Annotated in this window: 21 protein-coding genes, 1 tRNA gene and 2 pseudogenes; 9 read left to right on the plus strand and 15 right to left on the minus strand. The window is 72.7% G+C overall.

Going from position 1 to position 24,810, the window contains the following annotated elements; all coding sequences use genetic code 11:
* Window positions 1-154: 154 nt before the first annotated feature.
* Together ACWCWD_RS04145 and ACWCWD_RS04150 are read right to left on the minus strand one after the other, a co-directional pair.
* Window positions 155-1,150, minus strand: a complete 996-nt coding sequence (locus tag ACWCWD_RS04145) for an NAD(P)H-quinone oxidoreductase (RefSeq protein ID WP_450770085.1) — start codon at window positions 1,148-1,150, stop codon at window positions 155-157.
* A 46-nt stretch (window positions 1,151-1,196) separates the two neighbouring features.
* Window positions 1,197-1,904 (minus strand): annotated as a pseudogene (locus ACWCWD_RS04150) (potassium channel family protein); the annotation flags it as partial.
* Between the two features lie 313 nt (window positions 1,905-2,217).
* Here ACWCWD_RS04150 and ACWCWD_RS04155 point away from each other — a divergent pair.
* A complete protein-coding gene (locus ACWCWD_RS04155) occupies window positions 2,218-3,297 on the plus strand; it encodes a potassium channel family protein (RefSeq protein WP_450770372.1) in 1,080 nt (359 codons plus the stop codon).
* A gap of 193 nt (window positions 3,298-3,490) precedes the next feature.
* Here ACWCWD_RS04155 and ACWCWD_RS04160 read toward each other — a convergent pair whose 3' ends face one another.
* The 5 genes from ACWCWD_RS04160 to ACWCWD_RS04180 all read right to left on the minus strand — a co-directional run bounded on the left by ACWCWD_RS04160 (window position 3,491) and on the right by ACWCWD_RS04180 (window position 9,651).
* Window positions 3,491-4,966: a molybdopterin molybdotransferase MoeA gene (locus ACWCWD_RS04160; RefSeq protein WP_450770374.1), complete on the minus strand. Its 1,476-nt coding sequence runs from the start codon at window positions 4,964-4,966 to the stop codon at window positions 3,491-3,493.
* A 53-nt stretch (window positions 4,967-5,019) separates the two neighbouring features.
* Entirely contained in the window at window positions 5,020-5,895 is an 876-nt protein-coding gene (locus ACWCWD_RS04165) for an NTP transferase domain-containing protein (RefSeq protein ID WP_450770086.1), read from the minus strand.
* 89 nt (window positions 5,896-5,984) lie between these two features.
* Window positions 5,985-7,442 carry a dihydrolipoamide acetyltransferase family protein gene (locus ACWCWD_RS04170; protein ID WP_450770088.1) on the minus strand — a complete coding sequence of 486 codons (1,458 nt, stop codon included), beginning with the start codon at window positions 7,440-7,442 and terminating at the stop codon, window positions 5,985-5,987.
* Window positions 7,442-8,464 (minus strand): alpha-ketoacid dehydrogenase subunit beta, encoded by a 1,023-nt coding sequence (locus ACWCWD_RS04175; protein WP_450770089.1) that lies wholly within the window; start codon window positions 8,462-8,464, stop codon window positions 7,442-7,444. The genes ACWCWD_RS04170 and ACWCWD_RS04175 overlap by 1 nt, the downstream gene beginning before the upstream one ends.
* The gene (locus ACWCWD_RS04180) at window positions 8,461-9,651 is read right to left on the minus strand and encodes a thiamine pyrophosphate-dependent dehydrogenase E1 component subunit alpha (RefSeq protein WP_450770091.1); all 1,191 of its coding nucleotides are present in this window, start codon (window positions 9,649-9,651) and stop codon (window positions 8,461-8,463) included. Before ACWCWD_RS04180 ends, ACWCWD_RS04175 begins: the two co-directional genes overlap by 4 nt.
* Window positions 9,652-9,919: 268 nt before the next feature.
* Here ACWCWD_RS04180 and ACWCWD_RS04185 point away from each other — a divergent pair.
* Window positions 9,920-10,416 (plus strand): annotated as a pseudogene (locus ACWCWD_RS04185) (Lrp/AsnC family transcriptional regulator); the annotation flags it as partial.
* A 53-nt stretch (window positions 10,417-10,469) separates the two neighbouring features.
* Here ACWCWD_RS04185 and ACWCWD_RS04190 read toward each other — a convergent pair.
* Entirely contained in the window at window positions 10,470-11,099 is a 630-nt protein-coding gene (locus ACWCWD_RS04190) for a TetR/AcrR family transcriptional regulator (RefSeq protein ID WP_450770093.1), read from the minus strand.
* Between the two features lie 123 nt (window positions 11,100-11,222).
* Between ACWCWD_RS04190 and paaN the strand changes: the two genes are divergently transcribed.
* On the plus strand, window positions 11,223-12,932 hold the full coding sequence (gene paaN / locus ACWCWD_RS04195) for a phenylacetic acid degradation protein PaaN (protein ID WP_450770095.1): 1,710 nt from the start codon (window positions 11,223-11,225) through the stop codon (window positions 12,930-12,932).
* 53 nt (window positions 12,933-12,985) lie between these two features.
* Here paaN and ACWCWD_RS04200 read toward each other — a convergent pair whose 3' ends face one another.
* From ACWCWD_RS04200 to ACWCWD_RS04210, 3 genes are read right to left on the minus strand one after another with little or no spacing between them, the layout of a single operon-like run.
* Window positions 12,986-13,699, minus strand: coding sequence for a TrmH family RNA methyltransferase (locus tag ACWCWD_RS04200; protein WP_450770096.1), 714 nt, complete (start codon window positions 13,697-13,699; stop codon window positions 12,986-12,988).
* Window positions 13,696-14,979 (minus strand): HTTM domain-containing protein, encoded by a 1,284-nt coding sequence (locus tag ACWCWD_RS04205; RefSeq protein WP_450770098.1) that lies wholly within the window; start codon window positions 14,977-14,979, stop codon window positions 13,696-13,698. Before ACWCWD_RS04205 ends, ACWCWD_RS04200 begins: the two co-directional genes overlap by 4 nt.
* Complete coding sequence (locus ACWCWD_RS04210) at window positions 14,976-16,202, minus strand: DUF5819 family protein (protein ID WP_450770099.1); 1,227 nt, start codon at window positions 16,200-16,202, stop codon at window positions 14,976-14,978. Before ACWCWD_RS04210 ends, ACWCWD_RS04205 begins: the two co-directional genes overlap by 4 nt.
* 114 nt (window positions 16,203-16,316) lie before the next feature.
* Here ACWCWD_RS04210 and paaA point away from each other — a divergent pair, with 114 nt between their 5' ends.
* Genes paaA through ACWCWD_RS04235 form a run of 5 tightly spaced genes read left to right on the plus strand, consistent with a single transcriptional unit; the run spans window position 16,317 to window position 20,021 of the window.
* Window positions 16,317-17,396: a 1,2-phenylacetyl-CoA epoxidase subunit PaaA gene (paaA, locus tag ACWCWD_RS04215; RefSeq protein WP_450770101.1), complete on the plus strand. Its 1,080-nt coding sequence runs from the start codon at window positions 16,317-16,319 to the stop codon at window positions 17,394-17,396.
* Entirely contained in the window at window positions 17,393-17,683 is a 291-nt protein-coding gene (paaB, locus tag ACWCWD_RS04220) for a 1,2-phenylacetyl-CoA epoxidase subunit PaaB (protein ID WP_390959109.1), read from the plus strand. Before paaA ends, paaB begins: the two co-directional genes overlap by 4 nt.
* On the plus strand, window positions 17,680-18,441 hold the full coding sequence (paaC, locus tag ACWCWD_RS04225; RefSeq protein WP_450770102.1) for a 1,2-phenylacetyl-CoA epoxidase subunit PaaC: 762 nt from the start codon (window positions 17,680-17,682) through the stop codon (window positions 18,439-18,441). The genes paaB and paaC overlap by 4 nt, the downstream gene beginning before the upstream one ends.
* Window positions 18,435-18,932 carry a 1,2-phenylacetyl-CoA epoxidase subunit PaaD gene (gene paaD / locus ACWCWD_RS04230; RefSeq protein WP_450770104.1) on the plus strand — a complete coding sequence of 166 codons (498 nt, stop codon included), beginning with the start codon at window positions 18,435-18,437 and terminating at the stop codon, window positions 18,930-18,932. The genes paaC and paaD overlap by 7 nt, the downstream gene beginning before the upstream one ends.
* Window positions 18,933-20,021: a 2Fe-2S iron-sulfur cluster-binding protein gene (locus tag ACWCWD_RS04235; protein WP_450770106.1), complete on the plus strand. Its 1,089-nt coding sequence runs from the start codon at window positions 18,933-18,935 to the stop codon at window positions 20,019-20,021.
* A 135-nt stretch (window positions 20,022-20,156) separates the two neighbouring features.
* Here the strand turns inward: ACWCWD_RS04235 and ACWCWD_RS04240 are convergent, their stop codons facing one another.
* The 4 genes from ACWCWD_RS04240 to ACWCWD_RS04255 all read right to left on the minus strand — a co-directional run bounded on the left by ACWCWD_RS04240 (window position 20,157) and on the right by ACWCWD_RS04255 (window position 23,570).
* Window positions 20,157-20,501 (minus strand): rhodanese-like domain-containing protein, encoded by a 345-nt coding sequence (locus tag ACWCWD_RS04240; RefSeq protein ID WP_327176846.1) that lies wholly within the window; start codon window positions 20,499-20,501, stop codon window positions 20,157-20,159.
* 54 nt (window positions 20,502-20,555) lie between these two features.
* Window positions 20,556-21,536 carry a J domain-containing protein gene (locus ACWCWD_RS04245; RefSeq protein WP_450770108.1) on the minus strand — a complete coding sequence of 327 codons (981 nt, stop codon included), beginning with the start codon at window positions 21,534-21,536 and terminating at the stop codon, window positions 20,556-20,558.
* 59 nt (window positions 21,537-21,595) lie between these two features.
* Window positions 21,596-23,125 (minus strand): DUF2252 domain-containing protein, encoded by a 1,530-nt coding sequence (locus ACWCWD_RS04250; RefSeq protein WP_450770110.1) that lies wholly within the window; start codon window positions 23,123-23,125, stop codon window positions 21,596-21,598.
* Window positions 23,126-23,487: 362 nt separating this feature from the next.
* Window positions 23,488-23,570 (minus strand) — tRNA-Leu (locus tag ACWCWD_RS04255).
* Between the two features lie 314 nt (window positions 23,571-23,884).
* Here ACWCWD_RS04255 and ACWCWD_RS04260 point away from each other — a divergent pair.
* Window positions 23,885-24,802, plus strand: a complete 918-nt coding sequence (locus ACWCWD_RS04260; protein ID WP_450770112.1) for an FhaA domain-containing protein — start codon at window positions 23,885-23,887, stop codon at window positions 24,800-24,802.
* Window positions 24,803-24,810: the final 8 nt, after the last annotated feature.

The raw sequence follows: 24,810 nt of genomic DNA on the forward strand, positions 1-24,810 counted from the left end.
CCCGGAAGAGCCCGGCCCCCCACACCATCCGGTGTACGGGCCGGGCTCTCGTCATGAGCTCCGGGCTTCCCGGTCCCACGGTCGGGCGCGCTCGCTCGGTCGGGCCCGGTTCGCGTGATCAACCTGCTTGCGCGGTCGGGCCCGGTTCGCGCGGTCAGGCCTGGTTCGCGGCGGGTGCCAGCAGCAGGACCTTGCCGATGTGGGCGCTGGACTCCATCACCCGGTGCGCCTCGGCGGCCTCGGCCATCGGCACCGTACGGTCCACGATCGGGCGGACCACTCCGGCCTCGATCAGCGGCCAGACGTGCTCACGCACCGCCGCCACAATCGCGGCCTTCTCGGCGAGCGGGCGGCCCCGGAGCGAGGTCGCGGTGACCGCGGCCCGCTTGGTCAGCAGGGCGCCCAGGTTCAGTTCGGCCTTCGCGCCGCCCTGGAGACCGATGACGGCGAGCCGCCCGTTGGTCGCGAGAGCCTCGACGTTCTGTGCCAGGTACTTCGCGCCGACGATGTCGAGGATGACGTCCGCGCCCGCCCCGTCCGTCGCCTTGCGGATCTCCTCCACGAAGTCCTGCTCGCGGTAGTTGATCAGGATGTCCGCGCCGAGTTCCGCGCAGCTCGCCAGCTTCTCCGCGCTGCCCGCCGTCACCGCGACCCGGGCGCCGACCGCCTTGGCCAGCTGGATCGCCATGGTGCCGATGCCGCTGGAACCGCCGTGCACGAGCAGGGTCTCGCCGGGGCGCAGGTGGGCCACCATGAAGACGTTGGACCAGACCGTCGACGTCACCTCGGGAAGCGCCGCCGCCGACACCACGTCGAGCCCCGCGGGCACCGGCAGCAGCTGCCCGGACGGCACCGCGACCTTCTCCGCGTACCCGCCGCCGGCGAGGAGCGCGCAGACCTCGTCGCCCACCGCCCAGCCGCTCACCCCGGGGCCCAGCGCGGCGATCCGCCCCGCGCATTCGAGCCCCGGGTACACGGGGGCGCCGGGCGGCGGGTCGTAGAACCCCTGGCGCTGCATGACGTCGGCGCGGTTCACCGCGCTGGAGAGCACCTCCACGAGGACTTCGCCCTCGCCGGGTACGGGATCTGGCGCCTCGGTCCAGACGAGCGCGTCGGGGCCACCGGGTTCCGGGATCGTGATCGCATACATGGCCGCGAGGCTACTCCGTACCCGCTCTCCGAAGCCGCTACAGCGGTTACAGCCGCTGTGGGCCCTGGGGCGGCCGGTTCGGGATCAGCGGGGAGGGCAGCGGGGAGGCGCGCACGACCACGACCACCCGGTCCGTCATCTGCAAGGGGCTCGCGGCGGGATCGTCGTAACTGATCATCCGGTGTCCCCGCACCACGTTCACCACCAGGTCGTCGGTCTCCCGGACGCCCCGTCCCACCTCGCTCTTCATGACCGGCCGCTCGATGAGATCCAGGCCGCTGCCGTGCTGGATGAGGTCTTCCAGCACCGTGCCCGCGCTGGGACTGAGCGCCGAGAGACCCAGCAGACGGCCGGCCGCGCTGGCGCTGGTGATGACGGCGTCCGCACCGGACTGCCGGAGCAGCGGGGCGTTCTCCTCCTCGCGCACCGCAGCGACGATCTTCGCGCTCTGGTTCAACTGCCGTGCCGTCAGCGTCACCAGGACGGCCGTGTCGTCGCGCTGGGTGGCGATGATGATCTGACGCGCCTTCTGGACCTCGGCCCGCAGCAGCACCTCGCTGCGCGTGGCGTCACCCTGCACCCCGGTGAACCCCTGGGCATTGACCGCGTCGACCACCTTGCCGGACGGATCGACGATGACGATCCGGTCCTTCCGCTGGCCGGTCGCGCAGAGCGTCTGCACGGCCGAACGGCCCTTCGTACCGAAACCGACGACCACACTGTGATCACGCACGTTGCTTCTCCAGCGATTCAGCGATTCAGGAACTCGGGGTCCGGGTGCTCGGGAATCCGGGGGTCCGGGTGCTCGGCGGGCGGCCCTGGCCGGTGGGCCGCGCGGTACGGCGCAGCTCTCAGGGTACGGAAGGACGAGGGACGGAACGGCCGCACGGAACCCCTTACGCTTCTCTCCGCCGGTGACGGTGCACGGCTGGTGGAGACACGGCACGTGCGACGCACTTCGGCCACCGTCCCCGTCGTCGATCCACGACCATGGGCCACGACGTGACCACCTGCCCGCCGCCGCCAGAGGACATGCCTTGAAGGACGAGAACCAACCAGCAGCCAGGATGGGCAGGTTCTCCATCCTGCGGACCCTCTGGCACCGCTCGCGCTCGGACGCGCGGGAGGACGCCGAGGCCAGCCGGGCCATCACCATGCCGACGCAGGGCGCACTGCCGCCGCTCCAGCAGGTGCTCCGGCGACTGGCGATGGCACTGCTCGTACTGGCGGTCACGGTGGTGATCGTCTGGTCCGACCGCTCCGGCTACAACGACACCTCCGACAGCAGCGTCGACCTGCTCGACGCGGTCTACTACGCGACCGTCACCCTCTCCACCACCGGATACGGCGACATCACCCCGGTCAGCGACGGCGCCCGCCTCATCAACGTCCTGGTCATCACACCCCTTCGAGTGCTCTTCCTGATCATCCTGGTCGGGACCACCCTCGAAGTCCTCACCGAGCGGACCCGCCAGCAGGTACGCATCCACCGGTGGCGTTCCCGCACCCGCGACCACGTCGTGGTGGTCGGTTACGGCACCAAGGGCCGTCACGCGATCGAGTCGTTGATCTCCACGGGCATCACCAAGGACAAGATCGTCGTGGTGGACCCGCAGCAGAAGGCCGCACACGCGGCCGGTGACGACGGGCTGGTGGCCGTCGTCGGCGACGCCACGCGCTCCGAGACGCTGCTCAAGGCCGAGGTACCGACCGCCAGCCGGGTCATCATCGCCCCCCAGCGCGACGAGACCGCCACCCTGATCACCCTGACCGCCCGCCAGCTCAACAAGCACGCCACCATCGTCGTCGCGGTCCGCGAGGACGAGAACGTCCCGCTGCTCAAACAGAGCGGCGCGGACACCGTGGTCACCAGCTCCAGTTCGGCCGGCCGCCTGCTCGGGGTCTCCATGGCCAGCCCACCGGTCGCCAGGACCCTGGAGGACCTGATGACCCACGGCAGCGGACTGGACCTCGGGGAACGCGCGGTGACCGAGGAGGAGATCGGCCGCCCGCCGCGCGACTGCGCCGACCTGATCGTCGCGGTGCTCCGCAACAGGAGGCTGCTCGACTACACGGACCCCACGCTCACCAGCCTCCAGCGCGAGGACCGTCTCATCACCATCAGCCGTTCGGGTCCGGCCCGCTGAGACCCTGTCCGGTCCCGTGAAGGGGCCCGCGTGTTTCACGTGAAACACCCGAACGGCGCCGAGCCGCTGCTGTTTCACGTGAAACGGTCGGGGGACGGGCCCCGGGTCGCGTACGTACCCCGGGACGTACCCGGATCGCGGGGCGTACCCCGGGGCGGGCCCCGGGGTCGCGGGACTCACCCCGGGACGGGCCTCAAGCCCAGGGCAGATCCAGGATCTCCACCTCGGTACCGGGCCTCACTCCGCCCGGCGGCACGACCGCCATACCGTCGGCGGTGGCGATCCCCCGCAGCATCGCGGGGCCGTTGTAGCGCAGCGGCACGGCGTGGTCCCGGATCGCTCCGTGCCCGGCCCGATGCACCACGGGCACGAGCCTGGTGTCGTGCGGGTGCCCCTGCACCGCCTCCTGTACGGGTGCCCGGTACGGCTCCTGCTCGACGCGCCCCGCGAGCCCGCCGAGCAGCGGAAGGGCGAGTGTGAGAAGCCCGGAGACCGCGGCGAGCGGGTTGCCCGGCAGTCCCACCAGCCACGGCCCGTCCGGCGCCAGTCTGGCCAGCAGCATGGGGTGCCCCGGGCGTACCGCCACTCCGTCCACCACCAGTTCGGCGCCGATCTCCGCGAGGATCGGGTGCACATGGTCGACCGGACCGGCCGCCGTGCCGCCGGTCGTCAGCACCAGGTCCGCGTCGGTGGTGGTGAGCGCCTGCCGCAAGGCCTCCGGGTCGTCGCCCAGCCGGCGCGGCTCGGCGACATCGGCGCCCGCGGCGTTCAGCCACGGGCCGAGCATGGGCCCGAGCGCGTCCCGGATACGCCCGCCCTGCGGGAGCCCCGAGGTGAGCAGCTCGTCACCGAGCACCAGCACCTCCACCCGGGGACGCGGTACGACGACGAGCGCGTCGTACCCTGCGGCGGCGGCCAGGCCGAGCACCGCGGGGGTCACCAGCGTTCCGGGCGCCAGCAGTTGCTCGCCCGTCCGGCACTCCTGGGCGCGCGGCCGGATGTCCTGGCCCGGAACGACCGCGCGCCGGGCGTGCAGCATCCCCTTGGCCTCGTCCACCTCCGCGTGCTCCGAGCGGATGACCGCCGTCGCCTCCACGGGCATGCGGGCCCCGGTGGCGATCCGTACCGCCTCGCCGTCCGGCAGCCGGTCGAGGCCGCCGTCCCCGGCGAGGAGCCCGGAGCCACCGTGGAAGTGCCAGGGGCCCGGTCCGGTGACGGCCCAGCCGTCCATGGCCGAGGTGTCGAAGGACGGCAGATCGGTCAACGCCGTCAGCCCCGAGGCCAGTACGTGGCCCAGCGAGCGGCCGAGCGGCAGCCGGATCGCCGGGTGCCCGCCCCTGCGTCCTGCCCGCACGGCCAGCGCCCGGGCCTGCTCCCAGGTCGCGGCGGGGGAGCGGTGCACGGGCGTGCCCGGGGGCGGTGCGTCCTTCGCGCGTGCGTCCTTCGCGGATCCGCCCGCCGGGATTCCGGACGGCTCAGGAGCCACCGGGGCCGAGGAGCCGTGGCGCGAGGGCTCGTAGGGCTCGTAGGGCTCCTGCGGGGAGACCCGGTTGGCCAGGGCCAGGGCCTGTTCCACGGCCCGTTCGTCCTCCGCCGAGGAGGTCTTCCGCACGGGCACCGGGCAGTCGTCCAGCTCCGGAAGCACGAAGAAGTCCCCGGGGTCTCCCATGCCGGAGAGCCGCACGGTCGGGGCCTCCGCCGCCGGGAGCGGCTCCCGGCCGCTCACGAGGCTCCGGCTCCCTTGGCATCGCCCGATTCCGCTTCCCAACGCAGGGCGAGCGCGGTCGCCTTGCGGGTCGCCTCGGCCACGGCCCGGGGGCCGTCGCCGGGTTCGGCGTTCGCGCTCGCCAGACCCGCCGCGTATCCGACGAGGAAGGTGGTGAGCGGGGCGGCGGGCCGCGCGACTCCGTGCGCGGCGTCGCGCGCCAGGTCGAGCAGAACATCGGTGTCGACGTCGAGTTCGAGGCCGAGTTCGGTCTTGACTGCGGTGATCCATTCGTCCAGCACGGCCTCATGCTCCCTGATGTGTGCCCTTGCCACCCTGATGTCGTCCCAAGTGTCGCAGTCGAAGGAGGCGAGGCCCGGTGTGGCCACGGCGGCCAGATCGAGCTCGGCCGTCAGCAGGCGCAGCGGGAGTCCGGCGAGGCCGCCGTGCTCCGTCGCGAGCAGGGCGAGCTCGCGCCGCAGGGGTTCGGCACGGTAGACGGCGACCAGCGGCTGCCGTCGCCCGTCGGGGTCCGTACACAGGGCGCCCTCCCGGCCGCCCTCCTCGGCGGCGGCCAGCAACGTACCGACGGTGGCGGCCCCGAGGAACGGCAGATCCGCCGAGAGCACCACGAGCCAGGGCGATGCGGTCTCCCGCACGCCCGCGCCCAGCGCGGCCACCGGGCCACCTCCGGCAGGCGTTTCGCGGGTCCAGATCACCGGCCGGACCGTGGGTCTGCGGGGCCCCACCACCACAGTGCTCGCGGCACCGGCGCACGCCGCGAGCACCCGGTCGAGCAGCGCCCGGCCGCCGACACCGATCCCGGGCTTGTCGGCTCCCCCGAGCCGTCGGGCGGCCCCTCCGGCGAGGACGATGGCGTCATAGGCGGTCATGCGACGAGTATGGGCGCCCGCCTCGGACGCGGGACCGCCGGGCGGGCCGGGCGGGCCGGGCGATCAGTGGTCCCGCGTCCGGACCGGGCCTACAGGGTCCGCAGCAGGACGGCCGGATGCTCCACGCAGTCGGCGACGTACCGCAGGAAGCCTCCCGCCGTGCCGCCGTCGCAGACCCGGTGGTCGAAGGTGAGCGAAAGCTGCACCACCTGACGTACCGCCAGTTCACCCCCGTGCACCCAGGGGCGGAGGAGGATGCGGCCGACTCCGAGCATGGCTGCCTCAGGGTGGTTGATGATCGGCGTGGAGCCGTCCACCCCGAACACGCCGTAGTTGTTCAGGGTGAAGGTGCCGCCCGTCAGCTCCGCCGGGGTCAGCTTCCCGTCCCGGGCCACCTCGGTGAGCCGGGCGAGTTCGGCCGCCAGCGAGTCCACGGACCGCGCGTGCGCGTCGCGGACCACCGGTACGACCAGCCCCCGGTCCGTCTGCGCGGCGAACCCGAGGTGGACGGACGGCAACCGGACGATCTCCCGGGCGGCGGTGTCCACGGTGGAGTTCAGCTCGGGGTACTTCGCCAGCGCCGCCGCACAGATCCGGGCCAGCAGGGCGAGGACCGAGACCTTCGGACCCGCCGCCCTGTTCATCGCCGCGCGGGCCGCCATCAGTTCGGTCGCGTCCGCGTCCACCCAGCAGGTCGCGTCGGGGATCTCGGTCCGGCTGCGCGCCATCTTGTCGGCGACCGCGCCCCGTACCCCGCGCAACGCGATCCGCTCGCCGGTCACGGCACGTCCCTGCGGGGACGCGGCAGCCCCCACCGCACCGACGGCCCCCGCCTCGCCGACAGTGTGCTCACCGCCCGCCGCGGACGCCCGCTCGATCACCGCCTCGACGTCGCACCGCAGGATCAGCCCCTCCGGACCCGATCCGACCAGCTCCCGGAGGTCCAGTCCGTGCTGCCGGGCCAGTCGGCGGACGAGCGGAGAGATGACCGCGACCGGAGCGGCGGAACCAGCCGGAGCGGCCTCCACGACCGGAGCTGCCGGAGCTACCGGAGCAACCGGGAAGACCGGAGCCACCGGACCGGCGCCACCGCTGCCACCGGCGCCACCGCCGGCAGCGGCCGGCGCCGACGTGGGGCGGACCCGCCGCCGCCGCGCTGCCGGGGCGGCGGTGCCGTACCCGACCAGTACGTTCCCCGAAGCCTCCGACGACACCGGAGCGGACACCGGTGCGGACGCCGGAGCCGACACCGGAGCGGCCGGGGCGGAAACCGGAGCCGGGGCGGAACCCGATGCCGGGCCCGGTGCGACCGCGACCGTCATCAGCGGCGCGCCGACCGGGAGTTCGGCCCCCTCCTCACCGAAGCGGGCCGTCACCACGCCCCCGTACGGGCACGGCACCTCCACCAGGGCCTTGGCCGTCTCGACCTCGACCACCGGCTGGTCCACGGCGACGACCTCGCCGATCTCCACCAGCCACCGCACGATCAACGCCTCGGTCAGCCCCTCGCCGAGGTCCGGCAGCTTGAACTCGAGCACCGTGGGCATCAGCGCGTCGCCTCCCACTGGAGCCGGGCGACCGCGTCGAGCACCCGGTCCACCCCCGGCAGATGGTGCCGCTCCTGCATCGGAGGCGGATACGGGATGTCGAAGCCGGCGACCCGCAGCACCGGCGCCTCCAGGTGGTGGAAGCACCGCTCGGTCACCCGCGCGGCGATCTCGCCCCCCGGCCCGCCGAACCCGGCGGACTCGTGGACGATCACCGCGCGCCCGGTCCGCCGCACGGACGCGGCGACCGTCCCGTCGTCGAACGGCACCAGCGACCGCAGATCGACGACCTCCAGGTCCCAGCCCTCCGCCACCGCCGCCTCGGCCGCCTCCAGACAGACCGGCAGGGACGGGCCGTAGGTGATCAGCGTGGCGCTCGTCCCCGGCCTGCGGACCACCGCCCGGCCGATGGGTCCGACCTCCGCCGGGGCCTCCCGCGACCAGTCGGACTTCGACCAGTACAGCCGCTTCGGCTCCAGGAACACCACCGGATCGTCCGAGGCGATCGAGGCCCGCAGCAGCCCGTAGGCGTCCTCCACGGTGGCCGGGGTGACGACGTGGAGCCCCGGGGTGGCCATGTAGTACGCCTCCGAGGAGTCGCTGTGGTGCTCGACCCCGCCGATCCCGCCGCCGTACGGAATCCGCACGGTCAGGGGCATCGGCAGGGCGCCCCCGGTGCGGTTCCGCATCCGGGCCACATGGCTGACGAGCTGCTCGAACGCCGGATAGGCGAACGCGTCGAACTGCATCTCCACCACCGGCCGCAGGCCGTACATCGCCATCCCGACCGCGGCGCCGAGAATCCCCGCCTCCGCGAGCGGCGTGTCCGTGCACCGCTCGTCGCCGAACTCCGCCGCCAGCCCGTCGGTGACCCGGAAGACGCCCCCGAGCGTGCCGACGTCCTCTCCGAGGACGTGCACCGACGGGTCCTCCGCCATCGCGTCCCGCAGCGCCCGCCCCAGCGCCTGAGCCATCGTGACCGGGCCCGTACGACCCGCCCCCGCCCGCACCGCCGTGGTCATCGCCCGCCCTCCGTGCCCCGCTCGTGGCCGTCCTGCTGTCCTTCCGCGTCCGTGCCCGCGTACGCGCTCTCCGCCTCCAGCTCGGCGCGGAGCGCGGCCTCCTGCTCGCGCAGCGGCCCGGTCCGGTCCGCGTAGACGTGTGCGAACAGGTCCATCGGGTCGAGCACCGGATCGGCGTTCATCCGCTCCCGCAGCGCCGCGGCCATCCGCTCCGCCGCCTCGCGCACCGCGTCGGCGGTGGCCTCGTCCAGCAGGCCGCGCCCGGTCAGCTCACGCTCCATGAGGAGCACCGGGTCGTGGTCCCGCCAGGACTCCACCTCGTCCCCGGAGCGGTAGCGGGTCGCGTCGTCGGCGTTGGTATGGGCGTCCATGCGGTAGGTCACCGCCTCCACCAGCGTCGGCCCGCCACCACCGCGGGCGCGCGCCACCGCGTCGGCGAGCACCTCGTGCACCGCGGCGGCGTCGTTGCCGTCGACCAGCCGGCCGGGCATGCCGTAACCGACCGCCTTGTGGGCGAGGGACGGTGCCGCCGTCTGCTTGGCCAGCGGCACCGAGATGGCGAAGCCGTTGTTCTGCACGAGGAAGACGACCGGGGCCCGCCACACGGCCGCGAAGTTCAGCGCCTCGTGGAAATCGCCCTCGCTGGTACCGCCGTCCCCGACCATCGCCAGCGCCACCACGTCGTCGCCCCTGAGCCGCGCCGCGTGCGCCAGCCCCACCGCGTGCGGCAGATGCGTGGCCAGCGGGGTGCAGAGCGGCGCGATCCGGTGCTCGCGGGGGTCGTAACCGGTGTGCCGGTCGCCCCGCAGCAGCGTCAGCGCGTCGACCGGATCGAGCCCCCGGGCCACCGCGGCGAGGGTGTCCCGGTAGCTCGGAAAGAGCCAGTCCCGCTCCTCCAGCACCAGCGCTGCGGCCACCTGGCAGGCCTCCTGGCCGGTGCTGGACGGGTACACGGCGAGGCGCCCCTGCTTGGTGAGCGCCGTCGCCTGCGCGTTGTAGCGGCGGCCCCGCACCAGCTCGGCGTGGAGTCTCAGCAGCAGCCGCGGGTCCACTCCGGCCGCCGCGTCCGTGCCCAGCACCCGGTACGGCTCCGGGTCCGGGAGCAGCGGGGCGGGGTCGGTGAGCGGCTTCCAGGCCGGGGGCGGCACCGGCCGGTAGCCCGCGCCGGGCAGCTCTTGGACCGTCATGAGAGGCACCTCCTTGGCAACGAGGCGGACACACGGGCCGGCGGAAGAACGGAATCCCACCGGGCCCCGGGCCCTACGTCGGGGTGTACGTCGGAGTCGGAGCGGTCGCACGCGGACGCGGCCCGGGGCGAGCCCGGGTGACGTGTCTCACCTACCGATTGTTCGGTCGTGGACGCATTCTGGCTACAGCCCCCCTCGCCCTGTGGACAAACGGTTGTCCACAGCCTGGGATGGAGGCAGCTCGTCCACAACAGGGAGGCGCGGGGGCATGGCAGCTGAACGAATGGCCGAGGGGCCCGGGCCGACACCGCCGGCCCGCCCCCTGGACGCCGTCGACCGGGACATCCTGCGCATCCTCCGCACCGACGGCCGGGCCTCGATACGCGCCGTCGCCGAACAGGTGCACGTGTCGCGGGCCAACGCCTACGCCCGCATCAACCGGCTGGTCGAGGACGGGGTCATCCGCGGGTTCAGCGCCCGGATCGACCACGAGCGGGCCGGGCAGGGGGCGTCCGCCTACATCACGCTCAAGATCGTGCAGAACTCATGGCGGACCGTGCGCGAGGAGCTCCAGGCACTCCCGGGCGCCACCCACATCGCGCTGGTCAGCGGCGATTTCGACGTACTGCTCCTGGTGCACACACCGGACAACCGGGCCCTGCGCGAGCTCGTCCTCACCCGCATTCAGGCCATTCCCGAGGTGCTCTCCACCCGCACCCTGCTGGTGTTCGAGGAGACCGAACTCGGCCACGGCCGGACCAACCGCCCCACCGCCGCCGGCTGACGGCCGACCTTCACCCGAACCGTCACACGAATTGTCACCGGCCGGCGGAGCGCATCCCGTCGAAAGCCAGCCGTACGACGGTCCCCGGCAGGTCGTCCGCCCCGGGGACCCCGTCCGGGGCGCCACCGGTGCCTCCGCCGGCTCCCTCGGGCTGCGGGCGGTACCACTCGACGAGCGAGTTCACCATGCCGAACAGCAGCCGGGTGGCCAGCCGTATGTCCACGTCGGCCCGGAGGTCCCCGTCCGCGACGGCCGCCTTCAGCAGGGCCGCCACCCGCTGGTCGAACTCGCGGCGCCGCTCCAGCGCCCACCGCTCGGTCTTCGTGTTGCCCCGGACGCGCAACAGCAGAGTGACGTACGGCAGCTCGGCCATCAGCACCTCGACCGTGCGGCGGGTGACGTACTCGACCCGTTCGACCGCGCGCCCCCGGTCCGCGCCCGGCTCGTCGAGAATCCGGAAGAGCCCGTCGATCGCCCGGCTCACCGCGCGGCGCAGGAGCTCCTCCTTGCCCGCCACATGGTGGTAGATCGACGACTTCGAGATGCCCGCCGCCCGGGAGAGGTGCTCCATGGACGTGCCGTCGTATCCGCGCTCGTTGAACACCCGCACGGCGACGGCCAGCAGCGTCTCCGGGGTGTACGTGTCCCGCTTGGCCGTGGTCATGAACGCGATCCTCCCCCATGAGTTGTCCACAGGTTGTCCGGGCCCCCTTGTCCCGACCGATCGTTCGGTTACTCTAACTCCGTCAGCACGTCCCCGCCCGGCTCGATGAGGAGTTGGTCCGCCATGGCCGCCGCGCTCTCCCTCCAGAAGCTGTCCGAGACCCACCGGCCCACGCTCGACCAGGCCCTCGACGCCATCCGGACCCGCGCCTACTGGTCGCCCCACCCGGAGCACCCCAAGGCGTACGGCGAGGGCGGGGCGCCCGGCAGCCTCGGCATGGCCGAGGGCAAGGCGGCGTTCGACGCACTCCTGCACACCCGCTTCGACCTCGGCCAGCCCGGCACCGACGGCTGGACGGGCGCCGAGATCTCCCCGTACGGCCCCGAGCTGGGCATCGAGTACCCACACGCCGACCCCGACGTCCTGCTGCCCGCGATGCGCGCCGCCACGACAGCCTGGCGGGACGCCGGCCCCGAGGCGCGGGCGCTGGTCTGCCTGGAGATCCTGGCGCGCGTCGCCGCCCGCACGCACGAGGTGGCGCAGGCCGTCATGCACACCAGCGGACAGGCCTTCCTGATGGCGTTCCAGGCGGGCGGCCCGCACGCCCAGGACCGCGGCCTCGAGGCGGTGGCGTACGCGTACGAGGAGCAGTTCCGTACCCCCGCCGAGGCCGACTGGTCCAAGCCGCAGGGCAAACGCGACCCGCTCCGGCTGCGCAAGTCGTTCACCGCGGTGGGGCGCGGCGTCTCACTGCTGATCGGCTGCAACACCTTCCCCACCTGGAACAGCTACCCGGGCCTCTTCGCCTCGCTCGCCACCGGCAACCCCGTCCTCGTCAAACCGCACCCGCGCGCCGTGCTGCCGCTCGCGCTCACCGTCCGGATCGCGCGCGAGGTGCTCGCCGAGACCGGATTCGACCCGAACCTCGTCGCGCTGACGGCCGAGCGCCCCGGCGAGGGCATCGCCAAGGAGCTGGCGGTGCGCCCGGAGGTCCGGATCATCGACTACACCGGCTCCACCGCCTTCGGGGACTGGCTGGAGACCCACGCCCGCCAGGCCCAGGTCTACACCGAGAAGGCCGGGGTCAACACGGTGGTGATCGACTCCACCGACGACTACGCCGGAATGCTCGCCAACCTCGCGTTCTCGCTCTCCCTCTACAGCGGCCAGATGTGCACCACCCCGCAGAACCTCCTCGTCCCCCGCGACGGCATCAGCACCGACCAGGGTCCCCGGACGTACGACGAGGTGGTCGCCGACCTGGCGGCGGCGGTCGACGGGCTCCTCGGCGACGACGCACGCGCCACGGCTCTCCTCGGCGCCCTGGTCAACCCGGACGTACGGAGCCGGCTCGAAGCCGCCCCGGACCTCGGCGACGTGGCCCTCGCCTCACGCGCGGTACCTCACCCGGAGTTCCCCGACGCGGTGGTGCGCACGCCGGTCGTCGTCAAGGTCCTCGCCAAGGAGCCCGGCCCGGACGGCGGCGACCCCGTCCACCTCTCCGAGTGCTTCGGCCCGGTGTCCTTCGCCGTCTCGGTGGACTCCGTCGCCGACGCGGTGGACCTGCTGCGCCGCACGATCCGGGAGAAGGGCGCGATGACGGTCGGCGCCTACACCACCTCGCCCGAGGTGGAGCGCGCGATCGAGGAGGTCTGCCTGGAGGAATCCGCCCAGCTGTCGCTGAACCTGACCGGCGGGGTCTACGTCAACCAGACGGCGGCCTTCTCCGACTTCCACGGCTCGGGCGGCAACCCGGCGGCCAACGCGGCCCTCTGCGACGGCGCCTTCGTCTCGGGCCGCTTCCGCACCATCGAGGTACGCCGCCAGGCCTGAGGCCACCGGGCCCGAGGCCACCGGGCCCGGGTCTCCTCGTACGGTGCCGGGCGTCAGGCCGCGGGGTCCGGCACGTCCGCGTACCGCTGGATCCACGCGTGCATGGCGACGGCGGCGGCCGCCCCCGCGTTGATCGACCGCGTCGAACCGAACTGCGCGATCGAGCAGACCATCGAGGCGTGGGCCCTGGCCTCCTCCGTGAGCCCCGGACCCTCCTGGCCGAAGAGCAGCACACAGCGCCGGGGCAGCACGGTCCGCTCCAGCGGTACGGCCCCGGGGAGGTTGTCGATCCCGATGATCGGCAGCTCCTCCGCCGCCGCCCAGGCGGTCAGGTCGGCGGTGTCGGGGTGGTGGCGCACATGCTGGTAGCGGTCGGTGACCATGGCGCCACGACGGTTCCAGCGCCGACGGCCGACGATGTGGATCTCCTTCGCGAGGAAGGCGTTCGCGGTGCGGACGACCGAGCCGATGTTGAAGTCGTGGCCCCAGTTCTCCACCGCCACGTGGAAGTCGTGACGCCGCAGGTCCAGGTCGGCGACGATCGCCTCGCGGGTCCAGTAGCGGTACTCGTCCACCACGTTGCGCCGGTCGCCGCCCGCCAGCAGCTCGGGGTCGTACCGCTCGTCCTCCGGCCAGGGGGACGGGTGCGGTCCGACACCGATCCCGTCCCCGAACCCGTCGTCGTACTGCGCCGGTTCCGCGGCCGGATCGGGCCCCTCGGCCACGAAGGGCACGAATTCCTCTGTACTGCCGGTCTCACTGCTCACCCGACGAGCGTATGGCCCCCGTCGGCGGGACGCCGCGGGGCCTCCCCGCCCGGTCCGTCCGGCCCCCGCGGGCCGGGCACGCGGGCCGCGCCCGTACGGCTGCCGACCCGGGCCAGCAGCCGGTCCCGGCCCGCGCCGACCCGGCCGCCCAGCCACACCAGGAAGACGGTGGGCAGGAAGACGGCGTCCGCCGAGATCATCGCCATCGAGAAGAAGGGCAGGCCCAGCAGGACCGCGATCCCCGCGTGCTCGCCCATCATCAGGACCAGCAGGACGTTCTTGACCCGCCGGTTGAAGAGCGTGAACGGGAACGCCACCTGCACGATCACCGTCGCGTACGTCACCACCATCACCATCACCGCGCTGCCCGCGAGCAGGTTCGAGAGCTGGGGCCACGGGGTGAAGTAGTCCAGATGGAGCGGGTAGTACAGCGCGGTGCCGTCCTGCCAGCGCGAACCCTGGATCTTGTACCAGCCGGCGGTGGCGTAAACCAGGCAGACCTCGGCCATGATCACCACGAGGGCCGCGTTGTGGGCGAGGTTGGCCACCACGTCGAGCAGCACCCGGTGCTCCCCGTCCGGTGCCTTCCGGTCCGTGATCCGCTGGGCGGCGGCCCCCAGCCAGAGCACCCACAGCAGCGCCGGCAGCCACCGGGTGCCGCCGAGACCGTCCTGCACCGTGGCGACCACCAGTACCGGTCCGAGCACCGACCAGAGCACCGGACCGACGACGTCCCGGGCCGGCCGCAGTCCCTGCGCCCGCCGCGCCGCGTTCCGTGCGGCCCGCCGCGCGTCGAGCGACCAGACCTGGGCGCAGCGGGTCAGCACGAGGTAGATCGCCATCAGATGGACGACGTTGTCGCCGCCGTCGCCCATGAAGACGTTGCGGTTCTGGATCGAGAGGACCCCGACCATGAACAGGACGGACATCGTCCGGGTGCGCCACCCGATCATCGTGCAGAACGCCGCCACGAGGGTGAGCGCGTAGACCGCCTCGAACCACGCGGAACTGTCCGACCACATCAGGACGGTGAAGGCGTGGTTGTCGGATATCAGCCGGTGCGCCAGCTCCCACTGCCAGGGGGAGTCCGGCCCGTAGAGCTCCTGCCGGTACGGCAGTTCGCGCAACAGGAACAGCAGATACGTGGCGGTGAACCCGATCCGGATCACGGCGCTCTGGTACGGGCCGAGAGCGGACGCGGTGATCCGCTGGACGGAACGGCGGATCCGATCCTCGATCGGACGGGGGTCGACGGCAGGCGCCGTGGGGGCGGTGCTCACTGGTCGGCCTCCTCGCCGGACGTCGCTGCCGCCCGGGCCGCCGCGCTGCCTTCGGGCAGATCGTCGGTGGACACGTTCCACCACCCGAGCTCGCGGTAGACCGGACGGGTGCTGATCTTCTCGGTGCTCCACGGGGGTGCCGCGACCCGGCGCGACGACGAACGCAGCTGGATGCGTTCGACTTTCCCGCCGTAGTCGTGCCCGTCCAGGCGCCGCATCACGATGCGCCGCAGATAGGACTCGGCGAGCACTCCGCGCGTTCCGGTCGAACGGTTCTTGTCGTCATGGCTGTTGACGTAGAAGTCCCATCCTCTGCGCAACTCGTTCTGAGCGGCATGGCTGGGCAGCGGGTTGCTCCGTATCGCCTCGGCGTCCTCCGCGGTGAGACTCATCCAGGGGGTGGTACGGCGATCCCCGTCGGCGCTGACGACCTCCGCCCGGACATGCACGGAGATGTTCTGCTGGAGCGGATTCGGAGCGAAAAGCTTCCAGTTCTGCTCGAACTCCGGATAGATCCACTTGTTGACGCTCTCCGCGTGTTCCTTGGAGAGCGTGTTCGACGGTGCGACGTGCAGGAAGACCATGCCCAGGTGGACGCAGGCGAGCAGGCCGATCCCGACCATCACCAGCCCCGCGACGACCCGGTATCCGGTCGACAGCCCGGCCATCCCGACGCGCGCCGGGCCCGGGGCCGCGCCGGACGGCGCCCCGGACGCGGTACCGGGTCCGCCCGCACCGTCGTCACCGCCCTCACGCCCGGCACCCACCGCACCGTGCCGGTCGTCCCCCTCGCCCGGGGAGTGCGCCGCGGCACCGGAAGCGGCGGTGTCCCCGTCGTGGTCACGGCCCGCGTCGAGCTCTTCGGGCCCCGGCGCGGGCTCGTGCCCGTCCGTCCCGGGAGGCCAGGACGCGGAGACCCCGGCGGTGGCCTGTTCGCCACCGATCACCTCACCAGCGGTTTCCTCGGCGTCGGCGGTTTCTTCCGCTTCGGCCTCGCCCCCAGCGGCCGCTTCACCACCGGCTCGCTCCGGTATGCGCCCCTCGGCGGCGAACTCCTCGGCGGGCGACCCACCCGGCTCACCCGGCGGCCCGTCGGGCCGTACCGCGCGTTCCGTGGAGAGCCCCGACGCCTCCTGGGGTGCCGCGTCCGCGCGTACCTCGTCCGATCCCTCGCCCTCGTCGGCCGGCCGACGCCCCGGGCGCCCCCTGTGATCCGATTGCATACCGCCCCGATCGTCGTCGATCATCCCTCGGCCATCCACAGGGTTGACACCCTACGGTCCGCCGACCGACCATTGAAGTCGATGGACCGAACGATCGGTCGGGACGGAGTGGTCATGGCGACAGTGACCGCGGGTCGGCAGACACCGGACGGTGCGGATGCCGCAGCAGCGGGGACGGACGGCCGTACGGCGGCGTTCGACGCCACCGTGGCGTCGGACGAGCGGATCGAGCCCCGCGACTGGATGCCGGACGCGTACCGCGCCTCGCTGGTCCGCCAGATGGCCCAGCACGCGCACTCCGAGATCATCGGGATGCAGCCCGAGGCCAACTGGATCACCCGGGCCCCCTCCCTGCGCCGCAAGGCCATCCTGATGGCCAAGGTGCAGGACGAGGCGGGCCACGGCCTGTACCTCTACAGCGCCGCGGAGACCCTGGGCACCAGCCGGGCGGAGCTGCTCGACAAGCTGCACGCGGGCCGCCAGCGCTATTCGTCGATCTTCAACTACCCGACGCTGACCTGGGCTGACGTGGGCGCGATCGGCTGGCTGGTGGACGGCGCCGCCATCACCAACCAGGTGCCGCTCTGCCGCTGCTCGTACGGCCCGTACGCCCGCGCGATGGTCCGCATCTGCAAGGAGGAGTCCTTCCACCAGCGCCAGGGGTACGAACTCCTGCTGGCGCTGAGCCGGGGAACACCCGCCCAGCACGCGATGGCGCAGGACGCGGTGGACCGCTGGTGGTGGCCGTCGCTGATGATGTTCGGGCCGCCGGACGACGCCTCCGCGCACTCCGCGCAGTCGATGGCCTGGAAGATCAAGCGTCACTCGAACGACGAACTCCGCCAGCGGTTCGTGGACATCTGCGTGCCCCAGGCCGAGGCCCTCGGCCTCTCGCTCCCCGATCCCGACCTCCGGTGGAACGACGACCGGGGCAGGCACGACTTCGGCGCCATCGACTGGACGGAGTTCCAGGAGGTGCTCAAGGGCAACGGCCCGTGCAACGACCAGCGGCTCGCCCAGCGCCGCGACGCCCACGAGGCGGGCGCCTGGGTCCGCGACGCCGCGGCCGCGTACGCCACGAAGCACGCGCGGCCCGAACCCCCGCAGCCCCCGCGGGCCGCGCCCTCCACCGGTGCGGGCAGCGCGGCGGACGCATCCACCACCCCGGCCCCGAACGCGGAGGCGACGGCATGAGCGACTCGACCGACTGGCCGCTGTGGGAGGTGTTCGTCCGCTCCCGCCGGGGGCTCTCGCACACCCACGCCGGCAGCCTGCACGCCCCCGACGCCACCATGGCCCTGCGCAACGCCCGCGACCTCTACACCCGCCGCGCGGAAGGGGTCTCCATCTGGGTGGTGCCCTCCACCGCGGTCACCGCCTCGTCCCCCGACGAGAAGGACTCCTTCTTCGAACCGGCGGCCGACAAGCCCTACCGCCACCCCACCTTCTACGAGATCCCGGAAGGGGTGAAGCACCTGTGACCGCCGCCCCGCACGACGCGACGCCCCGCCCCACGGCCTCCGCACCGCCCGGACTCCTGGCCGGTGCCCTCGCCCTGGGAGACGACGCGCTGGTGCTGTCGCACCGGCTGGGGGAGTGGGCCGGCCACGCCCCGGTGCTGGAGGAGGAGGTCGCCCTCGCCAACATCGCGCTGGACCTCCTCGGCCAGGCCCGCGTCCTCCTCTCCCTCGTGGGCGACGAGGACGAACTCGCCTACCTCCGCGAAGAACGCGCCTTCCGCAACACGCAGTTGGTCGAGCAGGAGAACGGCGACTTCGCCCGCACCATCGCCCGCCAGCTCTACTTCTCCGTCTACCAGCGCCTCCTGTACGAGCGGCTGGCCGCCGGCACGAGCGCCTTCCGCCCTCTGGCCGCGAAAGCCGTGAAAGAGGTCGCCTACCACCAGGACCACGCCGAGCAGTGGACCCTGCGCCTCGGCGACGGCACCGAGGAGAGCCACCGCCGGATGCGCGAAGGACTGGACGGGCTCTGGAAGTTCACCGGTGAGCTCGTCCGGCCCGTCGAAGGCGTCGACGTCGACTGGGCGGCCCTCGGCGACGACTGGCTGGCCTCGGTCACGGACGTGGTCGGGCGCGCCGGCCTCTCCCTGCCCACCGGCCCGAGGAGCGGTGCCTGGACGGCGGGCGCCGGCCGCCAGGGGCTGCACACCGAGCCCTTCGGGCGGATGATCGCCGAGATGCAGCACCTCCACCGCAGCCACCCGGGGGCGACATGGTGACCACGACCCCGCTGGAGGAGGAGCTGCGCGCCGTCGCCGGAGCCGTACCCGACCCGGAACTGCCGGTGGTGACCCTCGACGAGCTCGGCGTCCTGCGCGGTGTCCGGGTGGAGGGACCCGACCGCGTCACCGTCACCCTCACCCCGACCTACACCGGCTGCCCCGCCGTGGAGACCATGGCCCACGACATCGAACGCGCCCTCCACGACCACGGAATGGCCCAGGTCTCGGTGGTCACGGTGCTGACGCCGGCCTGGTCCACGGACGACATCAGCGCGGAGGGCCGCCGCAAGCTCGCCGCCTCCGGCATAGCGCCCCCGCGCCCCGTACACGCCTCCGACGGGACGGTGCCGCTCACCCTCGCCGTGCGCTGCCCGCACTGCGGCTCGACCCGCACCGAGCTGCTCAGCAGGTTCTCCTCCACCGCCTGCAAGGCGCTGCGCCGCTGCGACGACTGCCGCGAACCCTTCGACCACTTCAAGGAGTTGTAGATGTTCCATCCGCTCCGGGTCCGCGCCGTCGAACGCATCACGGACGACGCGGTGGCCGTGACGTTCGAGGTCCCGGACGCCCTGCGGGAGACCTTCCGCCACGTACCGGGCCAGCACCTCAACGTGCGCTACGAAGCGGGCGGCGAGGAGATCCGGCGGTCCTACTCGCTCTGCTCCCCCGCCGTGGCCCCACCGGAGCCGCCGGTGCTCCGGGTCGGCATCCGCCTGGTGGACGGCGGCACCTTCTCGACGTACGCGCTCAAGGAACTCGCGGTCGGCGACCAGGTGGAGGCGATGCCCCCGACCGGGCGCTTCACGCTGGAGCCCCGGCCGGGTCTCTTCGCGGCGGTGGTCGGCGGCAGCGGCATCACCCCGGTCCTGTCGATCGCGGCGACCCTGCTCGCGCGGGAGCCCCTGGCCCGGTTCTGCCTCGTGCGCAGCGACCGGACGGTGGCGTCGACGATGTTCCTCGACGAGGTGGCCGACCTCAAGGACCGTTACCCGGACCGCTTCCACCTCGTCACCGCGCTCTCCCGGGAGGAGCAGGCGGCGGGGCTGCCCGCCGGACGCCTCGACCAGGAGCGCCTGACCTCGCTGCTGCCCGCCCTGCTGCCGGTGCCGGAGGTGGCCGCGTGGTTCCTCTGCGGACCGCTCGGACTGGTCCGGGAGGCCCAACGGGCCCTGCGCTCGCTGGACGTCGACCGCGGCCGTGTCCACCAGGAGATCTTCCACGTGGCGGACGCCCCCGCCCCGACGGGGGCGAATCCGGACCTGGCAGCCGCCGGAAGTGCGGCCGGGGTCACCGTCCCCGCGGAGGCCACACTCACGGCGACCCTGCACGGGCGTTCGGGCAACTGGCCGGTGGAGAACGGCGATTCACTGCTGGAGACGGTGCTCCGCAGGCGTGCCGACGCGCCCTACGCCTGCAAGGGCGGAGTATGCGGCACCTGCCGCGCCTTCCTCGTCCGGGGCGAGGTGCGGATGGACCGGAACTACGCGCTGGAACCGGAGGAGACCGAGGCCGGCTTCGTCCTGGCCTGCCAGTCGCACCCGCTCACCCCCGAGGTGGCCATCGACTTCGACCGCTGACCGGCGGCGAGTACGGGGCGAGCACCGGGGCGGTCCGCACACCGCCGCCCCCGTGCCGCCAGTGGTCAGCCGTCAGCCCCGGTGGTCAGCCGTCAGCCTCGGTGGTCAGCCGTCCATCCCAGTCGTCAGCCGCTCTCAGAGGACGAAGGGCGACGCGCCGCCGTCCGCGACCATCGGACGGCCGGCCCCGTCCCAGGCGAGCATGCCGCCCTCGATGTTCACCGCGTCGATGCCCTGCTGGACGAGGTACTGGGTGACCTGCGCGGACCGCCCGCCGACGCGGCACATCACGTGCACGCGGCGGCCGTCCTCGGCCGCCTCCGTCAGCTCGCCGAAGCGGCCGACGAAGTCGCTCATCGGGATGTGCAGGGCACTCTCGACGTGACCGGCCGCCCACTCGTCGTTCTCACGGACGTCGAGCACGAAGCCGTCCGACGGCACCGCAGCGACGTCCACCGAGGGCAGCGGGGCGAAATTCATGGGTCATGCCTTCTCTCGTACATACGCGCATACGCGACACCGTCTACCGAAACGCTACTGCACCAGCTCCGCGAGCTCCGCCTCCCGCCGGGACACCTCGCCCAGCAACTGGTCGGCGATGTCCACCAGCAGCTGGTCCGGGTCGTCCGGCGCCATCCGCAGCATCGAGCCGATCGCGCTCTGCTCCAGCTCCTGCGCGAGCACGGTCAGCAGCTCCTTGCGCCGGCTGAGCCACTCCAGCCGGGCGTAGAGCTCCTCGCTCTCGCTCAGCAGCACCGGCGGGCGCACCGGGTCCGCCGCCCACTCGTCGGCGAGCTCCCGCATCAACGGCACGTCGCCCCGGCCGTACGCCGCGTTGACCCGGGCGATGAACTCGTCCCGCCGCTGCCGGTCGGCCTCGTCCCGCGCCAGGTCGGGGTGGGCCTTGCGGGCCAGCTCGCGGTAGAGCTTGCGGGCCTCGTCGCTGGGCCGTACCCGCTTCGGCGGCTGAACCGTCTGCTCGGTGAGCATGGCGACGGCCTCGGGGTAGAGCCCGTCCGAATCCATCCAGCCGTGGAACAGCTCCTCCACCCCCGGCATCGGCATGACGGCGGCACGCTTCTCCCGGGCCTTGCGGGCGTCCTCGGGGTCGCCGGTACGGGCGGCCGTGGCCTCCGCGATGAGCGCGTCCAGCTCGTCGAGGCGGGCGTACATCGGGCCGAGCTTCTGGTGGTGCAGCCGGGAGAAGTTCTCCACCTCGACCCGGAAGGTCTCCACCGCGATCTCGAACTCGATCAGCGCCTGCTCGGCCGCCTGGACCGCCTTGGCGAGCCGCGCCTCCGGCCGTGCGGCGGTCTCCTCCGCACCGGGCACCGTGTCCTCCCCGGAAGGAGCCCCGGAGGAAGCAGCGGAAGGAGCCCCGGAAGGCTCCGCGCCGGGCGCTTCTCCTTCCGCGTCGGGCTCGCCGCCCGGACTCCCCAGGTCCTGGACGTGGTCGGGGCTCTGCCGGTCATCGTCGTTCCGGGTGGTGTCCACCCCGGCGGCTTCGTCGGTCACCCGTCCAGCGTATGGCCCCGGCGGGCGGGGCGAGGACCCGGCGGGGGCCGCCCCGGCGCTCAGACCCCCAGCTCGGCCGCTATCCGTCCGGACCTGATGGCCTTGAGGAGTTCGGCGTGGTCCGCCTCGGTCCGGTCCGCGTACGTCACGGCGAAGTCCGCCACCGCCTCCTCCAGCTCGTCGTTCTTCCCGCAGTACCCGGCCACGAGACGCGGATCGGCGCTGTGCGCGTGGGCCCGGGCGAGCAGGGCACCGGTCATCCGCGCGTAGTCGTCCACCTCGTCCGGGGCGAGTGCCGCCGGATCGACGCTGCCCTTGCGGTTCCGGAACTGCCGTACCTGGTAGGGCCGGCCCTCGACCTCGGCCCAGCCGAGCAGATGGTCGCTGACGACCTGCATCCGCTTCTGCCCGAGCACCACCCGACGCCCCTCGTGCTCCACCACCGGAACGTCGAAACCGACGGCCGGCAGGTGAGGCGTCAGCGCCGACGGCCGGGCCTCCTTCACCTGGAGCACCAGCGGCTCCCCCCGGTGGTCCAGCAGCAGCACCACGTACGAACGGGTCCCCACGCTGCCCGTCCCAACCACCCGGAACGCCACGTCCTGGATGGCATGGCGGGCGAGCAGCGGCACCCGGTCCTCCGGGAGGGTCTCCAGATAGCCGCCCAGACCCGCCGCGACCGCCGCCGCCTCCGCGTCCGGGACCCGGCGCAGCACCGGCCGGGCGTCCAGGAACCGGCGCCCGCCGTCCTCCGACTCCTCCGTGGACCGGGCGGCGAACCGGGCACTCGTGTTCTTCCGGGCCTTCGCCGAGACCCGCTCCAGCGTCCCGAGGAGGTCCCGCGCGTCCGCGTGCGAGACGAGCGCCTCGTCCGCGATGGCGTTCCACGCGTCGAGCGCGGGCAGCCGGGCGAGCAGTCGCATCGTCCGCCGGTACGCGCCCACGGCGTCGTACGCACCCTTGCGGCAGGTGTCCTCGTCGGCGCCGGCCGCCCGGCCCGCGAGCACGAAGGAGGTGGCCAGCCGCTTGAGGTCCCACTCCCAGGGACCGAAGACCGTCTCGTCGAAGTCGTTGAGGTCGATGACGAGGTTGCCGCGCGCATCGCCGTACAGACCGAAGTTGGCCGCGTGCGCATCGCCACAGAGCTGGGCGCCCACCCCGGTGACGGGGGTCCCCGTGAGGTCGTGGGCCATCAGTCCCGCCGCACCGCGCAGGAACGCGAAGGGGGTGGCCGCCATGCGACCCACCCGTATCGGGGTCAGACCGGCCACCCGGCCCCTGTTCGACTCCTCGACCGCCCGCACGGCGTCGGGCCGCCCCGCCGGAAGCACCAGAGAGGCGTGGGCGCCACGCGGCACCCGCTCCCGCAACGCCCGGCCCGCCGCCTTGGGCGACGACTCCTCGGTCCGCCGCGCGAACCCCGGGACCGCCGGAATGCGCGGCCCGGGCACCCCGGAAACCGCACCCGGCGCCGGAGCCCCGGCCGCCGCCACATCAGCCACGGTCACGACCGGCACCGCCACCACCGGTTCCACCACCACCGGATTCGCCGCCACCACCGAGACCGCCGTCACATCGGTCGCACTCATGGAAACCGCCTCCCCCGCCCACCAGCGGTCCTGTTCGCCCTCAATGGGCCCTGACCGTACCGCCGTTCACCCCGGACCGTCGGCCCCTGTGGACAACTACCGCCCCAGGCTGTGGACAAGTCTCTGAACAGGCCAAAGAGCAAGTAAAACCGTCGCCGGAGAAGACGCCCCCTCGACGTTTCACGTGAAACAAGGCACAGCGCCCGACCCACACCCGCCCCGCCAACCCGCCCGCCACAGGCCACAGGTCACACCGCACCGCACCGCACCGCACCGCAAACAACGAAGAACCCCCGCACCGGATCTCGCCGGTGCGGGGGTTCTGTCGAACCAACCCAGCAGCTGTTTCCAGCTACTCGTTGTGCGCGAGGGGGGATTTGAACCCCCACGTCCCTAAGGACACTGGCACCTGAAGCCAGCGCGTCTGCCGTTCCGCCACTCGCGCAAGAGTGGTGTTTCCAGTTCGTCCCGCCGTTTCGGCGCTTCTCCCTGGCGACAACCGAAGATTAGCACGCTGATCGGGGAGGATTCACATCCGTTGTTTCGGGGACTCCCGAGCGGGAAGCGGGAACGCGGAACCCTCTCCCCACTCCTGCCGAGTGCACCCCGTGTGCGGGACACTGTGATGTGGCCACCTCTACGATCCGTGTGAGGGGGGACACTCGTCCACCGGGCAGACAAGGGGAACCAGCCGTTTTCCCCGGGCGTGGATACGATCAGTAAGCAGTACAGGGACGATGACACCGGAGGAGGTGCCCCATGGGAGTCATGAAGCGTTTCGAGCAGCGTCTCGAAGGTCTGGTCAACGGCACCTTCGCCAAGGTCTTCAAGTCCGAGGTCCAGCCGGTCGAGATCGCGGGTGCGCTCCAGCGCGAGTGCGACAACAACGCGACGATCTGGAACCGCGAGCGGACCGTCGTCCCCAACGACTTCATCGTCGAACTGAGCGCTCCCGACTACGAGCGGCTCAGCCCGTACTCCGGACAGCTCGGCGACGAGCTGTCCGGACTCGTACGGGACTACGCGAAGCAGCAGCGCTACACCTTCATGGGACCGATCAAGGTCCACCTGGAGAAGGCCGAGGACCTGGACACGGGCCTCTACCGCGTACGCAGCCGCACCCTCGCGTCCAGTACGTCGCAGCAGGACCCCGCCGATCCCCAGGGCCGGCCCGAGCAGCCCCACGGCGGACGCCCCGACCCCTACGGCGCCCAGCGCCAGGCACCGGGCAGGCCCGCGGCCCCGCAGGGGCAGCAGCCCCCCGGCGGCTACGGCTACCCGCCCCCCGCCGCCCCTCCCATGCCCGCGGCCCCGCCGCCGCTGGGCGGACGCGGAGCGGGCCCCGCGAACGACCGGCGCCGACCGCCCGTGCCCTCCGGCCCCCTGCCGGAGACACAGGTCAGGCGCTGGATCGAAATCAACGGCACCCGCCATCAGATCTCCCGCCCGACGCTGGTGCTGGGACGCAGCACCGAAGCCGACGTGCGGATCGACGACCCCGGCGTATCCCGCCGGCACTGTGAGATCCGGACCGGAACGCCCTCGACGATCCAGGATCTCGGGTCCACCAACGGCATCGTGGTGGACGGGCAGCACACCACCCGCGCTACGCTCCGCGACGGCTCGCGGATCGTCGTGGGCAGTACCACCATCGTTTACCGGCAAGCCGAAGGGTGAAGCGGGGG

The organism is Streptomyces sp. NPDC001493 (assembly GCF_053597235.1).

Bases quoted from the DNA above. Each gene is read 5' to 3' on its own strand.
- paaD (WP_450770104.1), top strand. From the start codon at position 18,435: ATGGTGACCACGACCCCGCTGGAGGAGGAGCTGCGCGCCGTCGCCGGA.
- ACWCWD_RS04260 (WP_450770112.1), top strand. From the start codon at position 23,885: ATGGGAGTCATGAAGCGTTTCGAGCAGCGTCTCGAAGGTCTGGTCAAC.
- ACWCWD_RS04180 (WP_450770091.1), bottom strand. From the start codon at position 9,651: ATGACGGTCCAAGAGCTGCCCGGCGCGGGCTACCGGCCGGTGCCGCCC.
- ACWCWD_RS04145 (WP_450770085.1), bottom strand. From the start codon at position 1,150: ATGTATGCGATCACGATCCCGGAACCCGGTGGCCCCGACGCGCTCGTC.
- ACWCWD_RS04170 (WP_450770088.1), bottom strand. From the start codon at position 7,442: ATGCCCACGGTGCTCGAGTTCAAGCTGCCGGACCTCGGCGAGGGGCTG.
- ACWCWD_RS04235 (WP_450770106.1), top strand. From the start codon at position 18,933: ATGTTCCATCCGCTCCGGGTCCGCGCCGTCGAACGCATCACGGACGAC.
- ACWCWD_RS04175 (WP_450770089.1), bottom strand. From the start codon at position 8,464: ATGACCACGGCGGTGCGGGCGGGGGCGGGTCGTACGGGCCCGGTCACG.
- ACWCWD_RS04165 (WP_450770086.1), bottom strand. From the start codon at position 5,895: ATGACCGCCTATGACGCCATCGTCCTCGCCGGAGGGGCCGCCCGACGG.
- ACWCWD_RS04160 (WP_450770374.1), bottom strand. From the start codon at position 4,966: ATGGGAGACCCCGGGGACTTCTTCGTGCTTCCGGAGCTGGACGACTGC.
- paaN (WP_450770095.1), top strand. From the start codon at position 11,223: ATGGCCGCCGCGCTCTCCCTCCAGAAGCTGTCCGAGACCCACCGGCCC.
- ACWCWD_RS04210 (WP_450770099.1), bottom strand. From the start codon at position 16,202: ATGCAATCGGATCACAGGGGGCGCCCGGGGCGTCGGCCGGCCGACGAG.
- paaA (WP_450770101.1), top strand. From the start codon at position 16,317: ATGGCGACAGTGACCGCGGGTCGGCAGACACCGGACGGTGCGGATGCC.
- paaB (WP_390959109.1), top strand. From the start codon at position 17,393: ATGAGCGACTCGACCGACTGGCCGCTGTGGGAGGTGTTCGTCCGCTCC.
- ACWCWD_RS04250 (WP_450770110.1), bottom strand. From the start codon at position 23,125: ATGAGTGCGACCGATGTGACGGCGGTCTCGGTGGTGGCGGCGAATCCG.
- ACWCWD_RS04190 (WP_450770093.1), bottom strand. From the start codon at position 11,099: ATGACCACGGCCAAGCGGGACACGTACACCCCGGAGACGCTGCTGGCC.
- ACWCWD_RS04240 (WP_327176846.1), bottom strand. From the start codon at position 20,501: ATGAATTTCGCCCCGCTGCCCTCGGTGGACGTCGCTGCGGTGCCGTCG.
- ACWCWD_RS04155 (WP_450770372.1), top strand. From the start codon at position 2,218: ATGGGCAGGTTCTCCATCCTGCGGACCCTCTGGCACCGCTCGCGCTCG.